Raw genomic sequence first — 23,585 nt, 5'->3', positions numbered from 1 at the left:
CAGAAGCCGTTTTTAACGCACTGCGGACTTGGCCGCACGCAACACACGGTCCGACAACTCACCTGGGCCCAGGGCGCGAGCCAGCGACAAGCCGCCGATCATCAACGCCATGTCGGCCAGGGCCTTGTCGGTGTCTTCCGGGCTGGCGGCCAGCTGTGCGGCCATCAGCTCGCAGTGTTCGTTCAAGGCCTGGCGAAATTCGTCCGGCAGGCGGCTCATCTCGCCCACGGTGGCCGGGATCGGGCACGCCTGGGCGGTAGAGTCACGGTGCTTGCGCGACAGGTAGAACGCTGCCACCAGGGCGCGGCGCTCTTCACCGGTCAAGGTCGAGTCCATGTCGTCGATGGACGCGCGACGCCGGGCCAACAATGCGGTGAAGGCCTCCAGCATCAGCGCATCCTTGCTTTCAAAATGCGCGTAAAAACCACCGACGGTGAGCCCCGCCGCGCCCATCACTTCGCCCACACTCGGCTCGGCCGGGCCACGCTGCACCAGGGCGGCGCTGGCAGCTTGCAGAATACGTTCGCGGGTTTGCGCTTTTTTATCGTTCATCGTTGCCTCCGAATCTCATGCTTCGAATATTATTACCATAATAATATTTCGCAAGCCACCGGCATGACCATTGGTCAGAAGAACATTCAAGGAAGAGGAAGGAAGATTGGCCAAACGCCAGACAAACAAAAGGGCCATTCAATAATTGAATGACCCTTAAAAATCCCGCAGAGCGGGTAATCGTGGCGTCCCCTAGGGGACTCGAACCCCTGTTACCGCCGTGAAAGGGCGGTGTCCTAGGCCACTAGACGAAGGGGACACAAACCTTCTGTACAACTGATCAGCGCTGAGACCTGATCGAATTCAAGGACGGTGTGGCCAGACCTTGAACCTGTAAATTGGTGGAGCTAAACGGGATCGAACCGTTGACCTCTTGCATGCCATGCAAGCGCTCTCCCAGCTGAGCTATAGCCCCGGATTTTTCGCCTCGCGGCGCAGCAGACCTTTCGAACTGCTTGTTGAAACTGGCGTCCCCTAGGGGACTCGAACCCCTGTTACCGCCGTGAAAGGGCGGTGTCCTAGGCCACTAGACGAAGGGGACACAAACCTTCTATACAACGTGATCAGGCTGAGTCTGATCGAATTCAAGGACGGTGTGGCCAGACCTTGAACCTGTAAATTGGTGGAGCTAAACGGGATCGAACCGTTGACCTCTTGCATGCCATGCAAGCGCTCTCCCAGCTGAGCTATAGCCCCTCGTCGGTGAGGACGGGGCGAATCTTAATGGCGTATTCGAAACGTGTCAAATTTATTTTCAACAATTTTCAAAATTTTTTGCCGAGATAACAATCACTTACCGAGCAAACCCCGGAAAACCGGGGTTTGGCCATTACAACAGCGGGCTTAAGCGATAGCGCCCAGCAGCTTTTCCCATTCCTTGTTTTCTTTCTTCGACACACCACCAAGCAAATCAAGGGCTTGGCGCAGACGGAAACGGGTCAGGTCCGGGCCCAGAATTTCCATCGCATCGAGTACCGACACCGAACTCGCCTGCCCGGTGATCGCAGCAAACATCAACGGCATCGCATCGCGCAGTTTCAATTCCAGGGATTCAACCACCGCCTGGATAGTCGCGGTGATTGCATCCTTCTCCCACTGGCGCAGGCTTTCGAGCTTCCACAGGATCAACTGCATCAACTGGCGAACCTGATCAGCCGAGAGCTTCTTCGACTCAAACAGCTTCACGTCCGGGTTCACGCCACCGGCAAAGAAGAAGCTCGCCAACGGTGCGACCTGGCTGAACGTCTCCACCCTGCCCTGCACCAGCGGCGCGATCTTCATCATGTACTCGGGGTTCAACGCCCACTGCTGCACGCGGCTGGCGAACTCTTCCACCGGCAGGTCACGCAGCCACTGGCCGTTGAGCCACGACAGCTTCTCGATGTCGAAGATCGGCCCGCCCAGGGACACGCGGGACAGGTCGAAGTTATCGACCATTTCCTGCAATGAGAACTTCTCGCGCTCGTCCGGCATCGACCAGCCCATGCGGCCCAGGTAGTTGAGCATCGCTTCAGGCATAAAGCCCATGCGCTCGTAGAAGGTCACCGAAGTCGGGTTCTTGCGCTTGGACAGCTTGCTCTTGTCCGGGTTACGCAGCAGCGGCATGTAGCACAGCTGCGGTTGTTCCCAGCCGAAGTACTCGTAGAGCAGGATCAGTTTCGGCGCCGATGGCAGCCACTCCTCACCACGCAGTACGTGGGTGATGCCCATCAGGTGGTCATCGACCACGTTGGCCAGGAAGTACGTCGGCAGGCCGTCGGTCTTCATCAGCACTTGCATGTCCATGCGGTCCCACGGGATCTCGACGTCGCCGCGCAGCATGTCCGGCACCACGCACACGCCTTCGCTCGGCACCTTCATGCGGATAACGTGCGGCTCGCCGGCGGCCAGGCGCTGGGCCACTTCTTCCTTCGACAGCAGCAGCGCGCGACCGTCATAGCGCGGGGTTTCGCCACGGGCCTGTTGCTCGGCGCGCATCTGGTCCAGCTCTTCGGCAGTGCAGAAGCACGGGAAGGCGTGGCCCATGTCGACCAACTGCTGGGTGTATTTTTTGTAGATGTCGCTGCGCTCGCTCTGGCGATACGGGCCGTGTGGGCCGCCGACATCCGGGCCTTCAGCCCAGGTAATGCCCAACCAGCGCAGGGCATCGAAAATCTGCTGTTCCGACTCACGGGTGGAGCGCAGTTGATCGGTGTCTTCGATCCGCAGGATGAATTCACCGCCATGCTGCTTGGCAAAGCAGTAGTTGAACAAGGCGATGTAAGCAGTACCTACGTGGGGATCCCCAGTAGGCGATGGCGCGATGCGCGTGCGGACGGTGGTCATGGCGGGTCTCGAATTGGCGATAAAACTGAAAATGAAACAAGGGCGAATGGTAACAGCCCCAAGCCCTTGGGCTCCAGCGTGGGGAGGCGAACAAAGGGCATATGAGACAAGCTCCGGTCTCAAGACTCGACATGGCTATTTGCCAGACGGTTCGCTGGCTATATTCCATTACCTTTTGTTACCGACATGATCGCCATGCCTGCCCCGCTCAAACGCCGCCTGTTTATCTTCCTGTTGATCGTGGTCCTGATTGCCGCGGGCTTTTTCGCCCAGTGGTTCTTCAAGGGCCGCTTTTATGAAAGCACCGATAACGCCTACGTCCAGGGCGAGATCACCCGCGTCTCCAGCCAGCTTGGCGCGCGCATCGTCGAGGTGCTGGTGGGCGATAATGAACACGTGGAAAAAGGCCAACTGCTGGTCAAGCTCGAAGGTGACGACTTCCACCTCGCCGTCGACCGCGCCAACGCCGCCCTGGCCATGCGCGAAGCCGAGCGCGTGCAGGCCCAGAGCAAACTCACCCAGCAAGCCAGCCTGATCGCCGCCGGGGCAGCCAAGGTTTCTTCCAGCCAGGCCACCCTCGGCCGCTCGCAGATCGACCTGAACCGCGCACAAACCCTGCGCAAACCCGGTTATGTCTCCGAAGAACGCGTCACCACCCTCGACGCCGACAACCATATCGCCCGCTCCCAGGTGACCATGGCCCAGGCCGACCTGCAGGGCCAGCGCCAACAGGTCAACGCCCTGAACGCCGAGATCAAACGCCTCGACGCGATGATCGCCAACGCCAAGACCGACCTGGCCCAGGCCGAACTGAACCTGACCCGCAGCGAAATCCACGCGCCCATCAGCGGCCTGATCGGCCAGCGTGCCGCGCGCAACGGTCAATATGTGCAAGCCGGTGCCTACCTGCTGTCGATCGTCCCGGACCAGGACATCTGGGTGCAGGCCAACTTCAAGGAAACCCAGATCGGCCACATGCAGCCCGGGCAAAAAGCCGAGCTGACGTTCGACGCCTACAGCGATACTCCAATCGAAGGCCGCGTGGCCAACCTGTTCGGCGCTTCCGGCGCGCAGTTCAGCCTGCTGCCACCGGACAATGCCACGGGCAACTTCACCAAAGTCGTACAACGGATTCCGGTCAAACTGACCTTCGCCGCCGACAACCCGCTGCAAGGCAAAATCCGCCCGGGCATGTCGGTGACGGTCAAAGTGAATATCCAAGACCCGCACGATGGCCGGTGATCAACTGCTGCCGCCGGTCGGCGAACCGACCCGGCGCGACTGGATCGCGGTCATGAGCGTGATGCTCGGCGCCTTCATGGCAGTGCTCGACATCCAGATCACCAACTCGTCCCTCAAGGACATTCAAGGTGCACTGTCGGCCACCCTGGAAGAAGGCTCGTGGATTTCCACCTCCTACCTTGTAGCCGAAATCATCATGATCCCCCTCACCGCCTGGCTGGTGCAGCTGTTGTCGGCGCGTCGCCTGGCGGTGTGGGTCTCGGGCGGGTTTCTGATCGCCTCGTTGATGTGCTCCATGGCCTGGAGCCTGGAAAGCATGATCGTGTTCCGCGCCTTGCAGGGCTTTACCGGCGGCGCGCTGATCCCGCTGGCGTTCACCCTCACCCTGATCAAGCTGCCCGAACACCACCGCGCCAAAGGCATGGCCATGTTCGCCATGACCGCCACCTTCGCCCCCTCCATCGGCCCGACCATTGGCGGCTGGCTCACGGAGAACTGGGGCTGGGAATACATCTTCTACATCAACATCCCGCCGGGCCTGATCATGATCGCCGGGCTGCTGTACGGCCTGGAGAAAAAGGACTCCAACTGGGACCTGCTCAAAAGCACCGACTACCTCGGTATCGTCACCATGGCCGTGGGCCTTGGGTGTTTGCAGGTGTTTCTTGAGGAAGGCCATCGCAAGGACTGGCTGGAATCCAGCCTGATTGTCAGCCTGGGCACCGTCGCCCTGTTGAGTCTGATCACCTTCGTGATCGTGCAAATGTCCAAGCCCAACCCGCTGATCAACCTGCGCATCCTCGGCAATCGCAATTTCGGGCTGTCGAGCATCTCCAGCCTGGGGATGGGCGTGGGGCTGTATGGGTCGATCTATCTGTTGCCGCTGTACCTGGCGCAGATCCAGAACTACAACGCCCTGCAAATCGGCGAAGTGATCATGTGGATGGGGGTTCCGCAGCTGTTCCTGATTCCGCTGGTGCCCAAGCTGATGAAATACGTGTCGCCCAAATGGCTGTGTACGCTGGGGTTCGGGTTGTTTGGGTTGGCGAGCTTTTCATCGGGAGTGCTGAACCCGGACTTCGCCGGCGACCAGTTCAACCGGATCCAGATCATCCGCGCGCTGGGGCAGCCGCTGATCATGGTGACAATTTCGTTGATTGCAACGGCGTACATCATGCAAAAAGACGCGGGGTCGGCGTCGAGCCTGTTCAATATTTTGCGAAACCTGGGTGGGGCGATCGGGATTGCGTTGCTGGCGACGCTGCTGGATGCGCGCACCAAGACCTACTTTGATTACCTGCGTGAGGCGATTGTGCCGACCAATCCGCAGGTGGCGGAGCGCATGGCCAGGCTGACGGAGACGTTTGGCAGTGAGACGGCGGCGTTGGGCAAGTTGAGTGAAATTGCCCATCAGCAGGCGCAGATCATGGCCTACAACGATGCGTTTCACTTTGTGGGGTTGGCGTTGGGGATCAGTATGGTGGCGATCTTGTTGACCAAGGCGTTGCCGGCGGGGCTCAAGGCTGGGGAATCCCACTGAAATAACCTGTGGCGAGGGAGCTTGTTGTGGCGAGGGAGCTTGCTCCCGCTGGAGTGCGGAGCGCTCCCAGAATTTTGGGGCCGCTTCGCAGCCCAGCGGGAGCAAGCTCCCTCGCCACAAAGAGCTTGAAGATCGTTCCCACGCTCTGCGTGGGAACGATCAACGCGGTCAAAATGTGGGAGCGGGCTTGCTCGCGAAGAGGCCTTGGCAGTCGCTACAAATCAGACAGCCAGCAACCGCTCCCGCAACTTACCAATCTCATCGCGCATCTGCGCCGCTGCTTCAAACTCCAGATCCCGCGCCAGCTGGTACATCTTCTCTTCCAACTGACGAATACGCTTGGTGATCTCGCTCGGCGAACGCAATTCCGCTTCGTACTTCGCGTTCTCCTCCGCCGCCTTGGCCATGCCCTTGCGCTTCTTGCTGCGCGAGCCCGGCACGGTGGCGCCTTCCATGATGTCGGCCACATCCTTGAACACGCCCTTCGGCGTGATGCCATGTTCCAGGTTGTAGGCAATCTGCTTGTCGCGACGCCGCTCGGTCTCGCCAATCGCGCGCTCCATGGAACCGGTAATCCGGTCCGCATACAGAATCGCCCGGCCATTCAGGTTCCGCGCCGCCCGGCCAATGGTCTGGATCAACGAGCGCTCGGACCGCAGGAAACCTTCCTTGTCGGCATCGAGAATCGCCACCAGGGACACTTCCGGCATGTCCAGACCTTCACGCAGCAGGTTGATCCCCACCAGCACATCGAACGCCCCGAGGCGCAAGTCGCGGATGATTTCCACGCGCTCCACGGTGTCGATGTCCGAGTGCAAATAGCGCACGCGCACGCCGTGGTCGGCCAGGTAATCGGTCAAGTCTTCGGACATGCGCTTGGTCAGCGTGGTGACCAGCACCCGCTCTTCCAGGGCCACGCGCTTGGTGATTTCCGAGAGCAAGTCATCCACCTGGGTCAGCGCCGGGCGGATTTCGATTTGCGGGTCTACCAGGCCCGTCGGGCGCACCAGTTGCTCAATCACGCGCCCGGCGTGTTCGGCCTCGTAGTTACCCGGCGTGGCCGAGACAAAAATCGTCTGCGGGCTGATGCCTTCGAACTCGTCAAAACGCATCGGCCGGTTATCCAGCGCGGACGGCAGGCGGAAGCCGTATTCCACCAAGGTCTCTTTACGCGAACGGTCACCTTTGTACATCGCGCCCACCTGCGGCACGCTGACGTGGGATTCGTCGATCACCAGCAAGGCGTCGTCCGGCAGGTAGTCAAACAGGGTTGGTGGCGCCTGCCCGGATTCACGCCCCGAGAGGTAGCGCGAGTAGTTTTCGATGCCGTTGCAGTAGCCCAGTTCGAGAATCATCTCCAGGTCGAAGCGGGTGCGCTGTTCCAGGCGCTGGGCTTCCACCAGCTTGTTGTTGGAACGCAGGTATTCCAGGCGCTCCACCAGCTCAGCCTTGATGCCCTCGATGGCGCCCATCAGCGTTTCGCGCGGGGTCACGTAGTGGCTTTTCGGGTAGAAGGTGAAGCGCGGCAGCTTGCGGATCACCTCGCCGGTCAACGGGTCGAAGGCCGACAGGCTCTCGACTTCATCGTCGAACAGCTCGATGCGGATCGCTTCCAGGTCGGATTCCGCCGGGTAGATGTCGATCACATCGCCGCGCACGCGGAAGCTCGCCCGGGCGAAGTCTATGTCGTTGCGGGTGTATTGCAGGCTCGTCAGGCGACGCAACAGTTCGCGCTGGTCGAGTTTGTCGCCGCGGTCGACGTGCAGCACCATCTTCAAATAGGTTTCCGGGCTACCCAGGCCGTAGATGCACGACACCGTGGTGACGATGATCGCGTCTTTACGTTCCAGCAGCGCCTTGGTCGCCGAGAGTCGCATCTGCTCGATGTGGTCGTTGATCGAGGCGTCTTTCTCGATAAAGGTGTCGGACGACGGCACATAGGCTTCGGGCTGGTAGTAGTCGTAGTAGGAAACGAAGTACTCCACCGCGTTGTTCGGGAAGAACGCCTTGAACTCGCCATACAACTGAGCGGCCAGGGTCTTGTTCGGCGCCAGCACCAGGGTCGGGCGGTTCACCTGGGCGATCACGTTGGCGATGCTGAAGGTCTTGCCGGAGCCGGTCACCCCGAGCAAGGTCTGGTGTGCCAGGCCGGCTTCGATGCCTTCGACCATCAGGCGGATGGCTTCCGGTTGATCGCCGGCAGGCTCGAAGCGGGTGACTAGCTGGAAATCCGACATAACGTACCTCTTGAGTCACCCCGAGGCCGGAAAAAGCAACGGGGACGAAAAAGACCGCGACCCGCGACTGTTCGGCGCAGATTGCAGGAAAAAACCATGATAGCTGTAGAAGTGGAGGCAAATGTGACGGGTTTCAAGGCAATCGTCCTACATGCCGTTGGCCACCCATGTTGCAATAAGACTAACGGTCGGTAAATAAACCGAAAAACTTGGCCGAAAAGCCGTTTCGGCTGTCGCCGTGAGCCGTGATGGCCTCTATACTAGCTCCCCGTTTGTGCACCGCTCTAGTGCATTCGGCTGGAGCGCGACACGTCCCTCCACTCTCTATAGAGCTGCCGCAAAAATGAGCCTGTTCTCCGCTGTCGAAATGGCACCACGCGATCCAATCCTGGGCCTCAACGAAGCATTCAACGCCGATACCCGAACCACCAAGGTGAACCTTGGCGTGGGCGTTTACTGCAACGAGGAGGGGAAGATTCCACTCTTGCGTGCCGTTGCCGAAGCGGAAGCCATTCGCGTGGCGCAACACGCCGCCCGGGGCTACTTGCCGATCGACGGTATTGTCGCCTACGACCAGGCCGTGCAAAAGCTGCTGTTCGGCGCCCAATCGCCACTGATCAGCTCCGGCCGCGTCATCACCGCCCAAGCGGTCGGCGGCACTGGCGCCCTGAAAATCGGCGCAGACTTCCTCAAGCAACTGCTGCCCAACGCCGTCGTCGCCATCAGCGACCCGAGCTGGGAAAACCACCAGGCGCTGTTCGAAAAAGCCGGCTTCCCGGTCCAGACCTATCGCTACTACGACGCCGCCACCCATGACGTCAACCGCGCCGGCCTGCTGGAAGACCTCAACGCCCTGCCGCCCCAGTCCATCGTCGTGCTGCACGCCTGCTGCCACAACCCGACCGGCGTCGACCTGAGCCCGGCCGACTGGCAACAAGTGCTGGACGTGGTCAAGGCGAAAAACCTCGTACCGTTCCTCGACATGGCCTACCAGGGCTTTGGCGACGGCATCGACGAAGACGCCGCTGCGGTGCGCCTGTTTGCCGAGTCGGGCCTGACCTTCTTTGTGTCCAGCTCGTTCTCCAAGTCGTTCTCGCTGTACGGCGAGCGCGTGGGCGCCCTGTCCATCGTCACCGATTCCAAGGAAGAAAGCGCGCGCATCCTGTCCCAGGTCAAGCGTGTGATCCGCACCAACTACTCCAACCCGCCGACCCACGGCGCGGCGATTGTGGCGGCGGTGCTGAACAACCCTGAACTGCGCGCCCAGTGGGAAGCCGAACTGGCCGAAATGCGCCTGCGCATTCGCGGCATGCGCGAGCAGATGGTGGCTGACCTGGCCAAGGCTGCACCGGGCCACGACTTCAGCTTCGTCGGTCGCCAACGCGGGATGTTCTCCTACTCCGGCCTGAGCGTTGAGCAAGTGACGCGCCTGCGCAGCGAGTTTGGCATCTACGCGCTGGATACCGGTCGTATCTGTGTGGCGGCGTTGAACCAGAAGAACATCGATGCTGTAACCAAGGCCATCGTTCAGGTGCTGTAAGCCTGTTGTGATGCAAAAAAAGGGGAAGCCGATGGCTTCCCCTTTTTCATTCTGCGAACGCGCCCAACGTGGCGAGGGAGCTTGCTCCCGCTGGGCTGCGCAGCGGCCCCAAAAACCTGCCACCGTGAACTTTCTGAATGAATGCGGTGCCTGAATGGGGGCCGCTTCGCGCCCCAGCGGGAGCAAGCTCCCTCGCCACAGGGTGAGCAGATTGCTTCAATAGATGAGTGCATCCCCCCTAAAAATTCGCTGCTTTCAGTCCGCTACCCCTAGACTGACAGCAAGACAGTCCCTTCCCTTGAGTAGCCTATGAGAAACGACGACCTGGACCTGCGTGCCGACCGCGACGAACTGGACCACTTCACCCCGCGCCCACCCCCCGTCAAGCGCCAGAAAAGCCTGGTACTGCAAATCGCCCTCGGCGTATTCCTCGGCGGTTTGGCCTTGTGGCTGGTGCAACTGGGCGCCGGCGCCCTCATGGCCAAGCTGGCCATGGGCACTTTCCAGTTCGGCGGCTGACCAAGACCCAATGTGGGAGCCGTCGAGCTTCAGCGAGGCCGCGATAGCGGTGGGTCAGGCACCATCAATGTCGACTGTGCCGACGCCATCGCAGCCTCGCTGAAGCTCGACAGCTCCCACGGGTGGCCTGTGTGACTGATGCAACTGGATACCGGCGCCCTGATCGCCAAATCGGCCATGGGCACCCTGCAGTTCGGCGGCTGACCAAGACCCAATGCGGGAGCCGTCGAGCTTCAGCGAGGCCGCGATAGCGGTGGGTCAGGCACTATCAATGTCGACTGTGCCAACGCCATCGCAGCCTCGCTAAAGCTCGACAGCTCCCACAGGTGGCCTGTGTGACTGATGCAACTGGGTACCGGCGCCCTGATCGCCAAATCGGCCATGGGCACCCTGCAGTTCGGCGGCTGACCAAGACCCAATGCGGGAGCCGTCGAGCTTCAGCGAGGCCGCGATTGCGGTGGGTCAGGCACCATCAATGTCGACTGCGCCGACGCCATCGCAGCCTCGCTAAAGCTCGACAGCTCCCACAGAGGACCTGTGTGACTGATGCAACTGGGTACCGGCGCCCTGATCGCCTAATCGGCCATGGGCACCCTGCAGTTCGGCGGCTAACCTAGACCAAATGTGGGAGCCGTCGAGCTTCAGCGAGGCCGCGATAGCGGTGGGTCAGACACCATCAATGTCGACTGTGCCGACGTCATCGCAGCCTCGCTAAAGCTCGACAGCTCCCACAGAGGACCTGTGTGACTGATGCAACTGGGTACAGCCGCTCTGATCGCCAAATCGGCCATGGGCACCCTGCAGTTCGGCGGCTAACCAAGACCCAATGTGGGAGCCGTCGAGCTTCAGCGAGGCCGCGATAGCGGTGGGTCAGGCACTATGAATGTCGACTGTGCCGACGCCATCGCAGCCTCGCTGAAGCTCGACAGCTCCCACAGGGGATCTAATGCGCCTTCAGGCCGCTCTCTTGTGGCCGGTGCAACTCGGTGCAAGCAGACACCCCGCAATTTGGCGATTAATTCCCTGAGTTGAACTTCCCGTAGCAGCTGTCGAGCCCCAGCGAGGCTGCGTCAGGCGCGACTCGGTTTGAGTGTATGACTCAATAGCGGCAGCGCGGCCAACGCAGCCTCGCTGGGGCTCGACAGCTGCTACGGCTACGATGCCAGGGCCAGGCCGCGCTCTTCCAGCAACCGCACAAAACTGTTCAAACTCTGTGACACCGTACCCCGGCGCCAGATCAGCCAGGTATTCAGGATCCGGAACGTATCCGTCAACGGCCACACACTCACCGTCCTGAACCCCGGCATGCTCTCCAGCATGCTCCTCGGCATCAGTGCCAACCCCGCACCGGCGCTCACGCACGCCAGCATCCCGTGATACGACTCCATCTCAAAGATCTTCCCCGGCACCGCGCCATCCTGGGAAAACCAGCGCTCAAAGTGGTGCCGGTACGAACAGTTCGAGCGAAATGTGTAGATGCTCTCCCCGCTCACATCCTGCCCCCGGGTGATCGGCGCGTGGTGCAGCGGCGCAATCACCACCATTTCCTCCTCAAATACCGCCACGCCTTCCAGGGTCGCGTGCAACACCGGCCCATCGACAAACGCCGCCGCCAACCGCCCCGACAACACGCCCTCGATCATCGCCCCGGACGGCCCGGTGGTCAGGTCCAGCTCAACCTTGGCGTGCTTCTGGTTATACGCCGCCAGCACCGCAGGGATGCGCACCGCCGCCGTGCTCTCCAGCGAACCCAGGGCAAACGCACCCTGAGGCTCCTCCCCCGCCACCGTCGCCCGGGCTTCCTGCACCAGGTCAAGAATCCGCCGCGCATACCCGAGGAAATTCCACCCGGCCGGCGACAACCGCAATCGGCTCTTCTCGCGAATAAACAAATCCACGCCCAGGTCCTGCTCCAACTGCTTGATCCGCGTGGTCAGGTTCGACGGCACGCGATGGATCAACTGCGCGGCGGCGCTGATGCTGCCTTGCTCGGCAACGGCTTTGAAAATTTCCAGCTGGACCAGATCCAAGTCATTCTCCAAACGTGAACGTATTGCTTAATATTATTCAGTTTCCGAAAAAGATACAGCCCCGTACGCTGGCCTCCATCCCATTCACTGCGCAGGACGGTGCCATGAACTCCATTTCTTCCCAGACCAACGCCTTGTCGATCAACCCCGCCAACGGTGAAACGGTCGCCAGCTACCCATACGAAACCGAGGCGCAGCTGGATGCCGCCCTCACCCGCTCGATCAACGCCTTCCGCAGCGGCCGCACTACCCCCGTCGCCCAGCGCGCCGAGTTGCTGCTGGCCCTGGCCAGCACCCTGCGGGACCAAGCCGAAGAAATGGCCCAGATGATCACCCTGGAAATGGGCAAACCCATCGCCCAGGCCCGTGGCGAAATCGAGAAATGCGCCCAGTTGGCCGAGTGGTACGCCGCCCACGGCCCGGCCATGCTCGCCCCGGAAGCCACCCTGGTGGACAACGGTACCGCCCAGATCGAATACCGCCCGCTGGGCCCGATCCTCGCCGTGATGCCGTGGAACTTCCCGGTGTGGCAAGTGCTGCGCGGCGCCGTGCCGACCATGCTCAGCGGCAACACCTACGTGCTCAAACACGCGCCTAACGTGATGGGCAGCGCCTACCTGATGAAGCAAGCCTTCCAGCGCGCCGGCTTCGCCGATGGCCTGTTCGAAGTGATCAACGTCACCCAGGACGGTGTGTCCAAAGCCATCGCCGACCCGCGCATCGCCGCCGTGACCCTCACCGGCAGCGTGCGCGCCGGCATGGCCATCGGCTCCCAGGCCGGTGCCGCGCTGAAGAAATGCGTACTGGAGCTGGGCGGCTCCGACCCGTTCATCGTGCTCAACGACGCCAACCTCGACGAAGCCGTGCAAGCCGCCCTGATCGGCCGCTTCCAGAACTCCGGCCAGGTGTGCGCCGCCGCCAAGCGCCTGATCATCGAGGAAGGCGTAGTAGAAGCCTTCACCGCCAAATTCCTCGAAGCCAGCCGCAACCTGGTGATGGGCGACCCGACCGCCAGCGAAACCTACATCGGCCCGATGGCCCGCTTCGACCTGCGGGACGAACTCGACGGCCAGGTCCAGGCCACCCTGGCCGAAGGCGCCACCTTGCTGCTGGGCGGCCATAAAGTCGAAGGCGCAGGCAACTTCTACGCACCCACCGTGCTGGCCAACGTCACCGACCAGATGACCTCGTTCAAACAGGAACTGTTCGGGCCGGTCGCCTCCATCATCACTGCCCGGGATGCCGACCACGCCGTGGCCCTGGCCAACGACAGTGAATTCGGCCTGACCGCCAGCGTGTTCACCACCGACCCGGAAAAGGCGCGCCACATCGCCAACCAGTTGGAAACCGGCGGGATCTTTATCAACGCCTACAGCGTGTCCGATCCTCGGGTCTCGTTTGGGGGTGTGAAGAAGAGTGGTTTCGGGCGGGAGTTGTCGCACTTTGGTGTGCGGGAATTCTGCAATGCGCAAACCGTGTGGCTGAACCGCCGCTAAGGCAAGCGCTGCAAACGATGGCCCGCCCTGCGGGTCATCGTGCTGCCTGGTTAAGCACCGTCACATACGCACCGAACATATCCGCCATCGCATCCGCGTAGGCAGTAATTTGCGCTTCGGTGCGCGGGCTTCCCGAGAATTCCTTGCCCACCGAACTGAAGGTGGTGACGATCAAATCGCACGCCAGGTCGCGGGTCGCCTCAGGCACCTGCGGCAGCAGTTCCAGCATGAACGTCTGGAAGACCTGTTGCCCTCCCGCCCGCACCTCATGGGCTTCGGGCGCATCTCGATAAAGCGGTGCCGCGTCGCTCAAGGCGACCCGCATCTGCGCCTCCTCACACTCCGAACGAATAAACGCATGCACCAACGCCCGCAGCCGCTCAAGGGGCGGCTGGCTGACGTCTTCCAGAATCCGGCTGAGCATTTGCGAGGTTTGCTGCCATTCATCGGTCTGCAACCGGAACAGGATCGCCGCCTTGTTAGGGAAGTATTGGTACACCGAGCCCACACTCACGCCCGCCTTCTCCGCAACCCGGGCGGTGGTGAAACGGCTGGCACCTTCCTTGACCAAAACCTGAATAGCCGCTTCGAGAATGGCCGACACCAACTCGGTGGATCGCGCCTGCTTGGGTTCTTTGCGTGAGGAAATCTGCGAGGTCTGGCGATCGGTCATGGGGCGTGCCTGCTGCGGTTTGAATGCGAATAGCGAATGTGACGAATTGTTCGCATACTTTAAATGCGACGAATCATTCGCATACTAGCCCGGCGCCTCACGGCGCTCAACCTGCAACAGGACCTCCCCATGAATACGCTTACCTCAGCCCCGATGGCGGCTCTGATTGAACGGCTGTACACACAGGCCGATGCCGTCACAAGCCCCGTCCTCAACAACGTGACACCTGAAGAACGTGATCGCCTGATGCGCAGCAAAACCGACTACCTGGAACTCTACGGGATGCTGAAAGACCTGTGGCTGCCCGTCTCCCGCGACACCGGCACCCTGCTGTACATGCTGGCCCGCAGCAGCAAAGCCCGGGCCATTGTCGAGTTCGGCACCTCGTTCGGCCTGTCCACCCTGCACCTGGCGGCCGCCCTGCGGGACAACGGCGGCGGCACGCTGATCAGCAGCGAGTTCGAGCCCTCGAAGATCGCCCTCGCGCGACAACACCTGGAGCAAGGCGGCGTGAGCGACCTCGTGGAGATCCGCCAAGGTGATGCCCTGGTCACCCTGGCCACCGGCCTGCCCGACAGCGTCGACCTGCTGCTGCTCGACGGCGCCAAAGCCTTGTATGGCGATGTACTGAACCTGGTGGAAAGCCGCCTCAAGCCCGGCGCGTTGATCATCGCCGACAACACCAACTACTGCCCCGACTACCTGGCCCGGGTGCGCTCGCCTGCAAATGGCTACCTGTCGGTGCCGATCGGTGACGACGTCGAGCTGTCAGTTCGCCTCGGCTAATCACCCTCATTGGGGGATTCGAGACGCCAGTGGAAGGGTGCGCGGTTTATACTCGGCACCCTCGCCTTTAACCCACGGCCTACGAACCGAGATACCCGATGAGCCTTTCCCTCTCTACAACCCCTGCGCGCAAGCCGCTCGCGCCCCTGCTGGCGTTTGTCATCCTGCTGTTCGGCGCCATCTTCCTGCAACACAGCGTCGGCTCGCGCCAAGTGCTGTTGCTGGTGGTCGGCGCGGCACTGGGCCTGACGCTGTACCACGCCGCTTTCGGCTTCACCTCGGCCTGGCGGGTGTTCATCACCGACCGGCGCGGCGCGGGCTTGCGTGCGCAGATGGTGATGCTGGCGATTGCCGTGGTGCTGTTCTTCCCCGCGCTGGGAGCCGGCACCTTGTTCGGCCAACCCGTGGTCGGGCTGGTGGCGCCGGCCGGGGTGTCGGTGGTGTTCGGGGCATTTATCTTCGGTATCGGCATGCAACTGGGCGGCGGCTGTGCGTCCGGCACCCTGTTCACCGTGGGCGGCGGTAACGCGCGCATGCTGGTGACCTTGTTCTTCTTTATCTGCGGTTCGTTGATCGCGACTCACCACGTCGACTGGTGGTTCTCGCTGCCTTCGTTCCCGGCGGTTTCCATCGTCAAAAGCTTCGGCGTCGTGCCGGCGTTGCTGCTGAGCCTGGCCGTATTCGGCATCATCGCGGCAGTCACCGTGCGCCTGGAAAAAAGCCGTCACGGGCAGCTCGAAGCCGGCGTCACCAGCGAACACCAGGGCCTGCGCCGATTCCTGCGCGGGCCGTGGCCATTGGTGTGGGGCGCAATTGGCTTGGCCCTGCTCAACTACGCCACCCTGGCACTGGCCGGGCGGCCGTGGGGCATCACTTCCGCGTTCGCGCTGTGGGGCGCCAAGGTCGCCAGCGGGTTGGGCGTGGACGTGGGCAGCTGGGTGTTCTGGCAAATGCCGGGCAACGCCAAGGCCCTGGCAGCGCCGGTGTGGGAAGACATTACCAGCGTGATGGACATCGGCATCATCCTTGGTGCGCTTTTGGCTGCGGGATTGGCCGGGCGTTTTGCTCCAAGCCTGAGGATTCCGGCACGCTCGCTGTTCGCCGCGGTGATCGGTGGGTTGCTGCTGGGTTACGGCTCGCGACTGGCGTACGGCTGCAATATCGGCGCGTACTTCAGCGGGATTGCGTCGGGCAGCCTGCATGGCTGGGTGTGGTTGGTGGCGGCGTTTATCGGCAACAGCGTGGGCGTGCGGTTGCGGCCGTTCTTCTTTGCAGGTGAGCGCCCGCAAGTGGCATTGAGCGGTTGCTGACTGATCGTTCCCACGCTCCGCGTGGGAATGCCGCCTGGGACGCTCTGCGTCCCGCTGTTGGTGACGCGGAGCGTCACGGTATGCATTCCCACGCAGGGCGTGGGAACGATCACACATCGTGGGCGTGCGGTTGCGGCCGTTCTTCTTTGCAGGTGAGCGCCCGCAAGTGGCATTGAGCGGTTGCTGACTGATCGTTCCCACGCTCCGCGTGGGAATGCCGCCGGGGACGCTCTGCGTCCCGCTGTTGGTGACGCGGAGCGTCACGAGATGCATTCCCACGCGGAGCGTGGGAACGAGCAGCATCATCGGCTTTTTGAAATCACACCACTCATGTACTGATTCAAGTCGCGGAAGTCCTGAACTTTCCAGGTGAACGGCGACAGCTTCACACCGTTCTCCCGCAACGTTCTGGGAATCAGGTCGCCATTTGGACGAAGAATGACGGACGACACGATAACGCCCGGATAATCACTCAAGCGTTTTTTGAAAGTAGCCGTTGTCAGGTCAGGCGTAGGCGGATTGCTTTTATTCGCCAAGGGTCCCGTGCCTTTGATATCCGCGCCGTGGCACATGGCGCATCGCTGCAGATAAATGTTTTTCCCGTTAGCGTTGTCCGCAAAGGACAGTGACGTTTGAACCAGCGATAAAATCCCCAGCGACGCGATGAATGTTTTTCTTATGCTCATCTTTCCATGTGGCCTTGTTGTAAAAATCCGATATCAACTAACCGAGCGTAAACGACCCGTGATCCACTCGCGGCTGTAAGCCAGCACCCTGCCCGACATCGCCGTCGGAAAATGAATAAACCCATGAGCCGCCTGCGGTAACAAAAACACCTCAGACCCCGCCCACCGCTCCGCCATCTGCAGCGTGTCGTCCAACAACGGATCCAGATCCCCCACAAACATCAGCGCCGGCGGCAGCCCCGCAAGGTCGCCATACAACGGTGACAACGACGGCTGCCGACGCTGCTCATCACTCAGGCCCGGCGTCAGCAAGCGCAGCGCCTCCACCATGCCCGGCCCGTCCAGCAACAGCGTTTCCCGCCCCGCCATTCGCACACTCGGTGTGCCGGTCAAATCGTAGACGCCGTAATACAGCACCGCCCCCCTCACCCGCGCCAGCAACTCGGGCCATTGCTTCAGCGCCAGCAACGTCGCCGCCGCCAGATGCCCACCGGCAGATTCGCCGACAACGATCACCGGCAGGTCGGCGAACTCCTCACAGTCCGCGAGCAACCAGCGCGCCGCAGCCAGGCAGTCTTCCAGAATCCCTTCCACCGGCGTGTTCACCGCCAGCCGGTAATCCACCGACACCACCGCCACGTCGCACGCGTTGACCATGGCCACGTTGAGGTCGTCATTCATTTGCGCATTGCCGATCACCCAGCCGCCGCCATGGATATCCAGCACCACGCCCTTGGCCTTGCCCTTCGGCCGGATGATGCGCAGCGGCACCGAGCCCACCCGCCGGCTTTCTGCCTGAAGGCCATGCTTGAGCAACTTGTTGCCGGCCACCATCTGGCCGGAGCGCAACAGCGCCTGGATCACCCGGGGCGTCACGCGGTTGCGGATGCGAAAACGCGGCATCCAGGCGAGCTTCTGGTTAAAGCGCTGCATTTGCGCCAGTTCATGTTCTTCAGCAGGCCACAGCGTGTGAGTTCCCAATTCGATATTCCCTCTATCTCTAAAAGAGCTGTTCACCTTGGCCAGTGTGCGTGGGCATCATGGCAATGATGTTTCCGCCCTCTGCCCACGCCGCCAGGCTCAGCGGTTATTGCGCAGGATGGAGAAATTCAACGCTGCCGCAACGCTTAGCCACACCAGGTACGGGAACAGGATCAGCCCGGTGATCAAATCCAGCCGCACCGTCAGCAACACCATGGCGGCGACCACCAGCCACAGCAGCGTGATGATCACCATCCCGGCGAGAATGCGGTGGGCGCCGAAGAACACCGGCGTCCACAGGGTGTTGAGTGCGATCTGCGCAGCCCATAGAGCCAGCACGATTTCGCTGCCGGGGATCAGGGTCAGGCGGTAGCCGGCCCAAGCCAGCAGCAGGTAGATGATGGTCCAGGCGACCGGGAACAGCCAGTTGGGTGGCGTGAAGCTGGGTTTGACCAGGGAGGCGTACCAGTCGCCCGGTTTGAAGATAATGCCGGTGCTCGCCGCAGCACCGCAGGCCAGAAGAAAAATAAACAACGTCACCATAATCGGTCCTTAGCTGAGAGCAGCTGCCTGGAGATGAAAGCCTTGACGGCGGTTTCAGGGTTGGACGCCCCGCGCAGCAAAAAGTGTATTTTTCTTTCCTCCGTGCCCCGCCACAGATGCCCTAGCTGAACGCGATGTAAACAGGCTGCTGCTCCACCGCCGACTGCTCACAAGCACGCACCAGATCCCCCACGCAATAAAGCCGCCAGCCCTTGCCCGCGCCCCACTTGGCAGCCACATCATCAAGCGACGCCGCTTCATCCCGCGCCGCCCGCTCCCAATCATCGTGCCCGATCTCGGCGATCAGGCGTGTTTGGTAGTCCTTGAAAAAGGGAAGCAAGCCCTGCGCATGATCAACCTCCAACAGCACAAAATCAGCCGAATCCAATTGCTGCCTGGCCGCCTCAACCCAGTCCCGCGCCTGCAACGGAAGCGCGTCCAACACCGCCTCAAAGGCCGATCCCGACTTGTCGCTGCCCTGAAACGAACCACACCCAATCTCGCCACCCGCCATGCCCTTCTCCTTAACTGTTATTCATACCCGCCCGGTTACTGACTTAACCCCAGGCGCTTTTTCGCCTTGTAGCAATCATTGATCGCGATCGCCTGCTGGTAATACTCCGTACGCTGCGCACGGTTACTGTCCCCCAGCAGCCGATACATTTCAGCCTGATAATCCCGACTGCTACCCCACTGCAACGCCATGCCCTGAGGCATCTCGGCCCTGCATTCAAGCTTCACCGCAGGCTGCGGAAAATATTGCTCATACGCGGGCGCGCCGGTCGCAATGGCCTTCAGCGTTGTCTGGAATTCCGGCGTGTCCGTAAATTCAAAGCAAAAGGATGAAAGCTGCAGCGCCGGTGGTGCAAAGCCTTGTAGGAAGCTGCTTTGGAACAACGGGCAGGCCTTTTCCTTGATCTCGTCGACCGGGTAGAACATCACGTAGATCATCGCGAGGCGATGCTGGGCCACCGGGTGGTCCAGCGCGGCAGCTTGTTCAAGCAGCTTGATCGCCGGCTTGAGCAACTCGCCTGCCTCCTCCACCAGCACTTGGGTACGCTTTTTCTCGTCTGCGCTGGCGGTGGGAAAGTTCGCAGGCACCGCTTCCAGCTTGGCATCTGCTTGTTTTAGGTACGGCACAGCCTGCTGATAGAGGCTCTCGGCGTGCGGGTCGATGTGCGGGGTGTTGGCCGTGCACAGTTGCGGCAATAGGCAGCCCAGGAAGAGGCTAATAAAGCGGTGAACATTCATAAACAGGCTTCCGTGCGACAAAGGATTCAGATGCCGCTCAAGCGGTGGTATCCCAATAGAAATGGATGAACTCATCTTCGTACTCCGCGACCAACGAAACGATGAACTCGGTCTTCATGGAGTACATCATCAGCGCACCGATAAAGCCCGTTGGCTCATGCAGTGGCAGTTTGAGCGGCGCGACCAATTCATTCGCCTGGTCGGCAACCAATTGGTTGAATTCTGCTTCCGAGATGCTCTCGAACTGGGAATCGGAGACGTAGCCCGCGAAGTATTCCAACCTTCTACACCAATCATTCTGGAGCTCTGCGTATAGCCAGAAGCGTAATCCGTTGTCGTTTTTCGGGTTGGGGGCGCGAGTGACCCTGATGCACTCCTCCCCGTCGGGAGTTCTAAAGGCGTCTTGTCGATAGGTGACGAAATAGATACCTGGGTAGGGACGACCCGATCCGTAGTGAAGCAATTGCTCACGGGGAATCTGGTCAAAGTTGTTTTTATCAAACATGAAGAAGTCCTTCATTCATGCCGAGCGGACGGGTGATGGTAGTGCTCGTTGTCACGGGCTCATTCCTTTGAAAGCTGCGCAGGTTCTGTCACATTCTATGACAAGCATCTCACGGCGAAACACGCCCTTTCACCCTATCGATGATCCCTTATGGAAATACAGATTTCGGAAACGTCCGACTGGCAATTGTTCGCGGCCATCGCCGAAACGCTGGAGCACGGTTTGAACGGCGAATGGACCGTAAAGGCCGACGGGCTGGATCAGCGCTATTGGGATTTGTGCGTCGAAGGCCAGACCCTCACCCTGCACCTTGAGCATTATCTGGGGATCAGCCTGCTCATGCCTGGCCAAGGCGAGAGCCTGGAGGGGTTGAGTGATTTGGGGTTGAGGGCGTACCGGCTGGTGCTTCCATTTGCGGGATAAAGGAGACTTTGCGTAAGCCGTAGCACCTTGCTCCTTTGCCTACGCTTGCGTCAGAATCCGCCGGCTTGTGCACCTGGGTGGCCATCTCTAAGGTTGCTCGGTCGCTGAAAACTCAGTGATCGGGTTTAGTAGCCCTAGGGTCAATTACACATAGTGCATGAGCTGCATCTATCAGACGTTCCTGTCTGTGCTTGATGGTGGCTGTGCGTAGGGCGCCTTCGGGTGCGCCGGCTTTGTGTAATTCCCCGGTCTACTAACCTGCGTACAGCTGCCACCCTTCTTGTGTAGTAGCGAAAGGGTGTCGGCCCCATTCAGGAATTGCACCATGTTCAAAGTAACGCCGAATCCTCCGAAGAAACCGGATCTAAAACTCCACCAGGCTGCCCAGCGCGCCATTGATCACTACCTTAATCCCGGCACTGATGCCGAGACAATCCCAGAGACAACCGCACTCTTCAGCGTCACCTCCGGCGTCAGCAGCGAAATCCTGATCGCCAACAGCTACGAAACCGTTTCCTCCGTCAGCGCCCTGCTGCTCGACCTGTCCGACGAACTGACCGGCAAAGACCGCGACGTGGCATTGGCCATACACCAACTGAGCGAATTGAGCGTACTGCTGATCGGCAAACTGATGGACCGCGAAACACCTCGGGCGTGAAGCCCAACGCGGTCCTGCGGGACTAGCCCTTCAACTCACCCAACCGATTACTCGCCGCGTCGTCGTATGCCACATACAGCGACTCGGCGATTTGGCTTTTGATGGCTTTGGCGCTTTCCAGACCCAATACAAAACCTTCGGCCTTGCCGCCTGCGCGGTTCAGGTCTTCTTTGGTGTCAGCACCGGTGATGGCGTCGAGGAGCTTGATGGCCTGAGGGCCTACGCCTTTTGGGAGACTGATTTGGTCGATGCTCATTGGGATGCCTCGGATGAGGTGCGGGATGGGATGGTGCGTGGTGAAGAGGTCATGGGCGATACCTTGAGATTGAGGTCGGTAGCGCATGGAACCACTGCCGGGGGGGCCATGGTAGACCGGTATGGGAATTAAAGGGCCGGTTTCGGCCAGAAGCTGTCTTCCACGAATGGCAACAATAGCTATCGGCTCCGTGTCCCAGTTGTACATGAGCTCGCAAGCCTTACCACTTGAAAGACAATCCAAGAAATGCGATATGACGTTTTGCCATTACTGCCAAGAGAGGGAAGCGGAATGCCTAGGGACTACGCGAAATACGTTGAAGATGTAACAGAGGACATCAAGATCTGCATAGGAGATATGGCCTGCCAGCCCATATTGTTCGTTGGGTCAGGCTTCACGAAGCGCTACCTGAAGGGCCCTAACTGGGAGGAACTATTGAAAGAGATAGCGGCGCGCTGTCCAGAGATCGCACGACCGTTTGCCTACTACAAACAACGCTACCCCGACTTTGTGGACATTGGCTCTGAGTTTTCCGACAGATACAACGATTGGGCGTGGGGGGCGGGCCAAGAGCAGTTTCCAAAGGAGCTATATGAAGAAACGAGCTCGCCGCAGGTTTACATCAAATACACGGTGACAAAAATTCTCAAAGAGCTTCTGGCAACGGAAAAGCCTTGCCTACCGGATGAGATCGAACTGCTGAAGAAGATTCGGCCACACTCTGTAATTACCACCAATTACGATGAGCTACTGGAGGGCATTTTCCCCGATTATGAAGCGATCGTGGGGCAAAGGATCCTTTACGCTAACCATTCGAGTATAGGGGAGATTTTCAAGATCCATGGATGCGTCTCTCAACCCGAAAGCATCGTACTAACGCGAACTGACTATGAGGAGTTCGTCAAGCGTAAGAAATACCTCTCCGCCAAGCTTTTAGCTTTTTTTGCTGAACACCCGTTAGTGTTCATTGGCTACAGAGCTGAAGACCCGAACATTAAAGCAATTCTTGCGGATATTGACGAAATTCTTTCGGAGGACGGCAAGCTTATTCCAAATATTTATATTCTAGAGTGGGAGAATCGTGACCTCTCTGAAGAGTACCCTCGTCGTGAGAGGCTTATTCCAGTTTCTGATCATCGCAGTGTGATCATAAAAAGTGTCGTCGCCAATGATTTCAGTTGGGTCTATTCAGCTTTCGGAGCAAATGAAGCGCTAAAGAATGTGAACCCTAGATTACTAAGGGCTTTGCTCGCCCGTACCTACCAGCTTGTGCGGACTGACATTCCCAGAAACCCTATTCAGGTCGATTACAAAGTGCTGGCCAACGTGACGGAGGCCGATGGGGAACTGGCTAAACTATACGGAATTGCCGACGGCGCCGACGGCCTAGCATTCAACCTTAATTTTCCATATACATTAACCACTCTGGGTCAGGCGATGGGATACCAGGCCTGGCATGCTTGCGATCGCTTGCTGAGGACGATTGCTGAAACCACTGGAATCGATCTCAAGAGATTCGACAATAAGTATCACTGCGCGATCATGAACGGGGCAGAAGTTCAGTCACACCGTTATTCGGAAGCTTGTAAAGATATCTTGGAAAAAGTGCGATCGGGAGAAGAGTACATCCAAGACGTGGAGAAGGAGGCGGAGGCCAAGGGCCATCGTAATTGAGCGTCCTCAACAAGGAACCTGTCATTGGGCAGGTTCTGGTACTCACTAGGTCAGTTCCTAATAAACTCCTTTGGCAGTCAACAACCCTCCAAGAAAGGTCACTATGGGTCGCTTCCGGTCTTTTACGATGGCTAAAATTGTCCAGAAACCGTCACTCGCGACCGACTGCTTTCGCCCTAAAGCAGTCAAACGGTACGATCTGCCTTGGCGGTTTTTACAGCTGGAGTGGGCTTCAAAATCGATTCGATGAGTCGTAAAAACTCAAAACCCACTTATAATAAACTGAAATAACGTATCAGTTGGACTTTAGGCGAAATCATGACAGGCAAGGATCGCAAGAAGAATAAGCTAAAAGTAA

At 59.8% G+C, this 23,585-nt stretch carries 22 protein-coding genes and 4 tRNA genes; 10 read left to right on the top strand and 16 right to left on the bottom strand.

What is annotated here, in order from left to right:
* Positions 1-12 precede the first annotated feature (12 nt).
* The 6 genes from NVB75_RS30440 to gltX form a co-directional block, all read right to left on the bottom strand.
* On the bottom strand, positions 13-552 hold the full coding sequence (locus NVB75_RS30440) for a TetR/AcrR family transcriptional regulator (protein ID WP_017478788.1): 540 nt from the start codon (positions 550-552) through the stop codon (positions 13-15).
* 183 nt (positions 553-735) lie between these two features.
* Positions 736-811, bottom strand: a tRNA-Glu gene (locus NVB75_RS30435).
* A gap of 80 nt (positions 812-891) precedes the next feature.
* Positions 892-967 (bottom strand) — tRNA-Ala (locus NVB75_RS30430).
* A gap of 50 nt (positions 968-1,017) precedes the next feature.
* A tRNA-Glu gene (locus tag NVB75_RS30425) sits at positions 1,018-1,093 on the bottom strand.
* Positions 1,094-1,172: 79 nt separating this feature from the next.
* A tRNA-Ala gene (locus NVB75_RS30420) sits at positions 1,173-1,248 on the bottom strand.
* 147 nt (positions 1,249-1,395) lie between these two features.
* Positions 1,396-2,877, bottom strand: coding sequence for a glutamate--tRNA ligase (gltX, locus tag NVB75_RS30415; RefSeq protein ID WP_093199413.1), 1,482 nt, complete (start codon positions 2,875-2,877; stop codon positions 1,396-1,398).
* A 195-nt stretch (positions 2,878-3,072) separates the two neighbouring features.
* Here gltX and NVB75_RS30410 point away from each other — a divergent pair, with 195 nt between their 5' ends.
* Together NVB75_RS30410 and NVB75_RS30405 are read left to right on the top strand one after the other, a co-directional pair.
* Positions 3,073-4,119, top strand: coding sequence for an HlyD family secretion protein (locus NVB75_RS30410; RefSeq protein ID WP_093199419.1), 1,047 nt, complete (start codon positions 3,073-3,075; stop codon positions 4,117-4,119).
* A complete protein-coding gene (locus NVB75_RS30405) occupies positions 4,109-5,659 on the top strand; it encodes an MDR family MFS transporter (RefSeq protein ID WP_218264093.1) in 1,551 nt (516 codons plus the stop codon). Before NVB75_RS30410 ends, NVB75_RS30405 begins: the two co-directional genes overlap by 11 nt.
* Positions 5,660-5,880: 221 nt before the next feature.
* Here NVB75_RS30405 and uvrB read toward each other — a convergent pair whose 3' ends face one another.
* Positions 5,881-7,896, bottom strand: a complete 2,016-nt coding sequence (gene uvrB, locus NVB75_RS30400; RefSeq protein WP_008438773.1) for an excinuclease ABC subunit UvrB — start codon at positions 7,894-7,896, stop codon at positions 5,881-5,883.
* A 343-nt stretch (positions 7,897-8,239) separates the two neighbouring features.
* Here uvrB and NVB75_RS30395 point away from each other — a divergent pair, with 343 nt between their 5' ends.
* Positions 8,240-9,436: an amino acid aminotransferase gene (locus tag NVB75_RS30395; protein ID WP_003214471.1), complete on the top strand. Its 1,197-nt coding sequence runs from the start codon at positions 8,240-8,242 to the stop codon at positions 9,434-9,436.
* A gap of 309 nt (positions 9,437-9,745) precedes the next feature.
* Positions 9,746-9,955: a hypothetical protein gene (locus NVB75_RS30390; RefSeq protein WP_093199424.1), complete on the top strand. Its 210-nt coding sequence runs from the start codon at positions 9,746-9,748 to the stop codon at positions 9,953-9,955.
* A gap of 1,154 nt (positions 9,956-11,109) precedes the next feature.
* On the opposite strand, the gene NVB75_RS30385 is transcribed toward NVB75_RS30390, so the two are convergent.
* Positions 11,110-11,985, bottom strand: a complete 876-nt coding sequence (locus tag NVB75_RS30385; protein WP_063031754.1) for a LysR family transcriptional regulator — start codon at positions 11,983-11,985, stop codon at positions 11,110-11,112.
* A 104-nt stretch (positions 11,986-12,089) separates the two neighbouring features.
* Here NVB75_RS30385 and NVB75_RS30380 point away from each other — a divergent pair, with 104 nt between their 5' ends.
* Positions 12,090-13,481, top strand: a complete 1,392-nt coding sequence (locus tag NVB75_RS30380) for an aldehyde dehydrogenase family protein (protein WP_258344675.1) — start codon at positions 12,090-12,092, stop codon at positions 13,479-13,481.
* Between the two features lie 34 nt (positions 13,482-13,515).
* Here the strand turns inward: NVB75_RS30380 and NVB75_RS30375 are convergent, their stop codons facing one another.
* A complete protein-coding gene (locus NVB75_RS30375; protein ID WP_258344674.1) occupies positions 13,516-14,154 on the bottom strand; it encodes a TetR family transcriptional regulator in 639 nt (212 codons plus the stop codon).
* Positions 14,155-14,283: 129 nt separating this feature from the next.
* Here NVB75_RS30375 and NVB75_RS30370 point away from each other — a divergent pair, with 129 nt between their 5' ends.
* Together NVB75_RS30370 and NVB75_RS30365 are read left to right on the top strand one after the other, a co-directional pair.
* Positions 14,284-14,940 (top strand): O-methyltransferase, encoded by a 657-nt coding sequence (locus NVB75_RS30370; RefSeq protein WP_258344673.1) that lies wholly within the window; start codon positions 14,284-14,286, stop codon positions 14,938-14,940.
* Positions 14,941-15,038: 98 nt separating this feature from the next.
* Positions 15,039-16,250, top strand: a complete 1,212-nt coding sequence (locus tag NVB75_RS30365; protein ID WP_258344672.1) for a YeeE/YedE family protein — start codon at positions 15,039-15,041, stop codon at positions 16,248-16,250.
* 302 nt (positions 16,251-16,552) lie between these two features.
* Here the strand turns inward: NVB75_RS30365 and NVB75_RS30360 are convergent, their stop codons facing one another.
* The 6 genes from NVB75_RS30360 to NVB75_RS30335 form a co-directional block, all read right to left on the bottom strand.
* Positions 16,553-16,936: a cytochrome c gene (locus NVB75_RS30360; protein ID WP_258344671.1), complete on the bottom strand. Its 384-nt coding sequence runs from the start codon at positions 16,934-16,936 to the stop codon at positions 16,553-16,555.
* 33 nt (positions 16,937-16,969) lie between these two features.
* The gene (locus NVB75_RS30355; protein WP_258348791.1) at positions 16,970-17,869 is read right to left on the bottom strand and encodes an alpha/beta hydrolase; all 900 of its coding nucleotides are present in this window, start codon (positions 17,867-17,869) and stop codon (positions 16,970-16,972) included.
* 147 nt (positions 17,870-18,016) lie between these two features.
* Positions 18,017-18,457 (bottom strand): TspO/MBR family protein, encoded by a 441-nt coding sequence (locus NVB75_RS30350; RefSeq protein ID WP_026078147.1) that lies wholly within the window; start codon positions 18,455-18,457, stop codon positions 18,017-18,019.
* Between the two features lie 124 nt (positions 18,458-18,581).
* Positions 18,582-18,974, bottom strand: coding sequence for a hypothetical protein (locus NVB75_RS30345; protein WP_258344670.1), 393 nt, complete (start codon positions 18,972-18,974; stop codon positions 18,582-18,584).
* A gap of 35 nt (positions 18,975-19,009) precedes the next feature.
* Positions 19,010-19,786, bottom strand: coding sequence for a hypothetical protein (locus NVB75_RS30340; RefSeq protein WP_258344669.1), 777 nt, complete (start codon positions 19,784-19,786; stop codon positions 19,010-19,012).
* Positions 19,749-20,216: a hypothetical protein gene (locus tag NVB75_RS30335; protein WP_258344668.1), complete on the bottom strand. Its 468-nt coding sequence runs from the start codon at positions 20,214-20,216 to the stop codon at positions 19,749-19,751. Before NVB75_RS30335 ends, NVB75_RS30340 begins: the two co-directional genes overlap by 38 nt.
* A gap of 150 nt (positions 20,217-20,366) precedes the next feature.
* On the opposite strand from NVB75_RS30335, the gene NVB75_RS30330 reads away from it, so the two are divergent.
* Both NVB75_RS30330 and NVB75_RS30325 read left to right on the top strand, forming a co-directional pair.
* Positions 20,367-20,639, top strand: coding sequence for a DUF3630 family protein (locus tag NVB75_RS30330; RefSeq protein WP_258344667.1), 273 nt, complete (start codon positions 20,367-20,369; stop codon positions 20,637-20,639).
* A gap of 325 nt (positions 20,640-20,964) precedes the next feature.
* Positions 20,965-21,297 carry a DUF6124 family protein gene (locus tag NVB75_RS30325; protein WP_258344666.1) on the top strand — a complete coding sequence of 111 codons (333 nt, stop codon included), beginning with the start codon at positions 20,965-20,967 and terminating at the stop codon, positions 21,295-21,297.
* Between the two features lie 22 nt (positions 21,298-21,319).
* Here the strand turns inward: NVB75_RS30325 and NVB75_RS30320 are convergent, their stop codons facing one another.
* Positions 21,320-21,553, bottom strand: coding sequence for a hypothetical protein (locus NVB75_RS30320; RefSeq protein ID WP_003214497.1), 234 nt, complete (start codon positions 21,551-21,553; stop codon positions 21,320-21,322).
* Positions 21,554-21,844: 291 nt separating this feature from the next.
* Here NVB75_RS30320 and NVB75_RS30315 point away from each other — a divergent pair, with 291 nt between their 5' ends.
* On the top strand, positions 21,845-23,227 hold the full coding sequence (locus NVB75_RS30315) for an SIR2 family protein (RefSeq protein WP_258344663.1): 1,383 nt from the start codon (positions 21,845-21,847) through the stop codon (positions 23,225-23,227).
* The last annotated feature ends 358 nt before the right edge of the window (positions 23,228-23,585 follow it).

This window comes from Pseudomonas sp. CBS (genome assembly GCF_024734645.1).
Classification (GTDB): domain Bacteria; phylum Pseudomonadota; class Gammaproteobacteria; order Pseudomonadales; family Pseudomonadaceae; genus Aquipseudomonas.
This window is presented reverse-complemented; position numbering and strand designations above follow the sequence as displayed.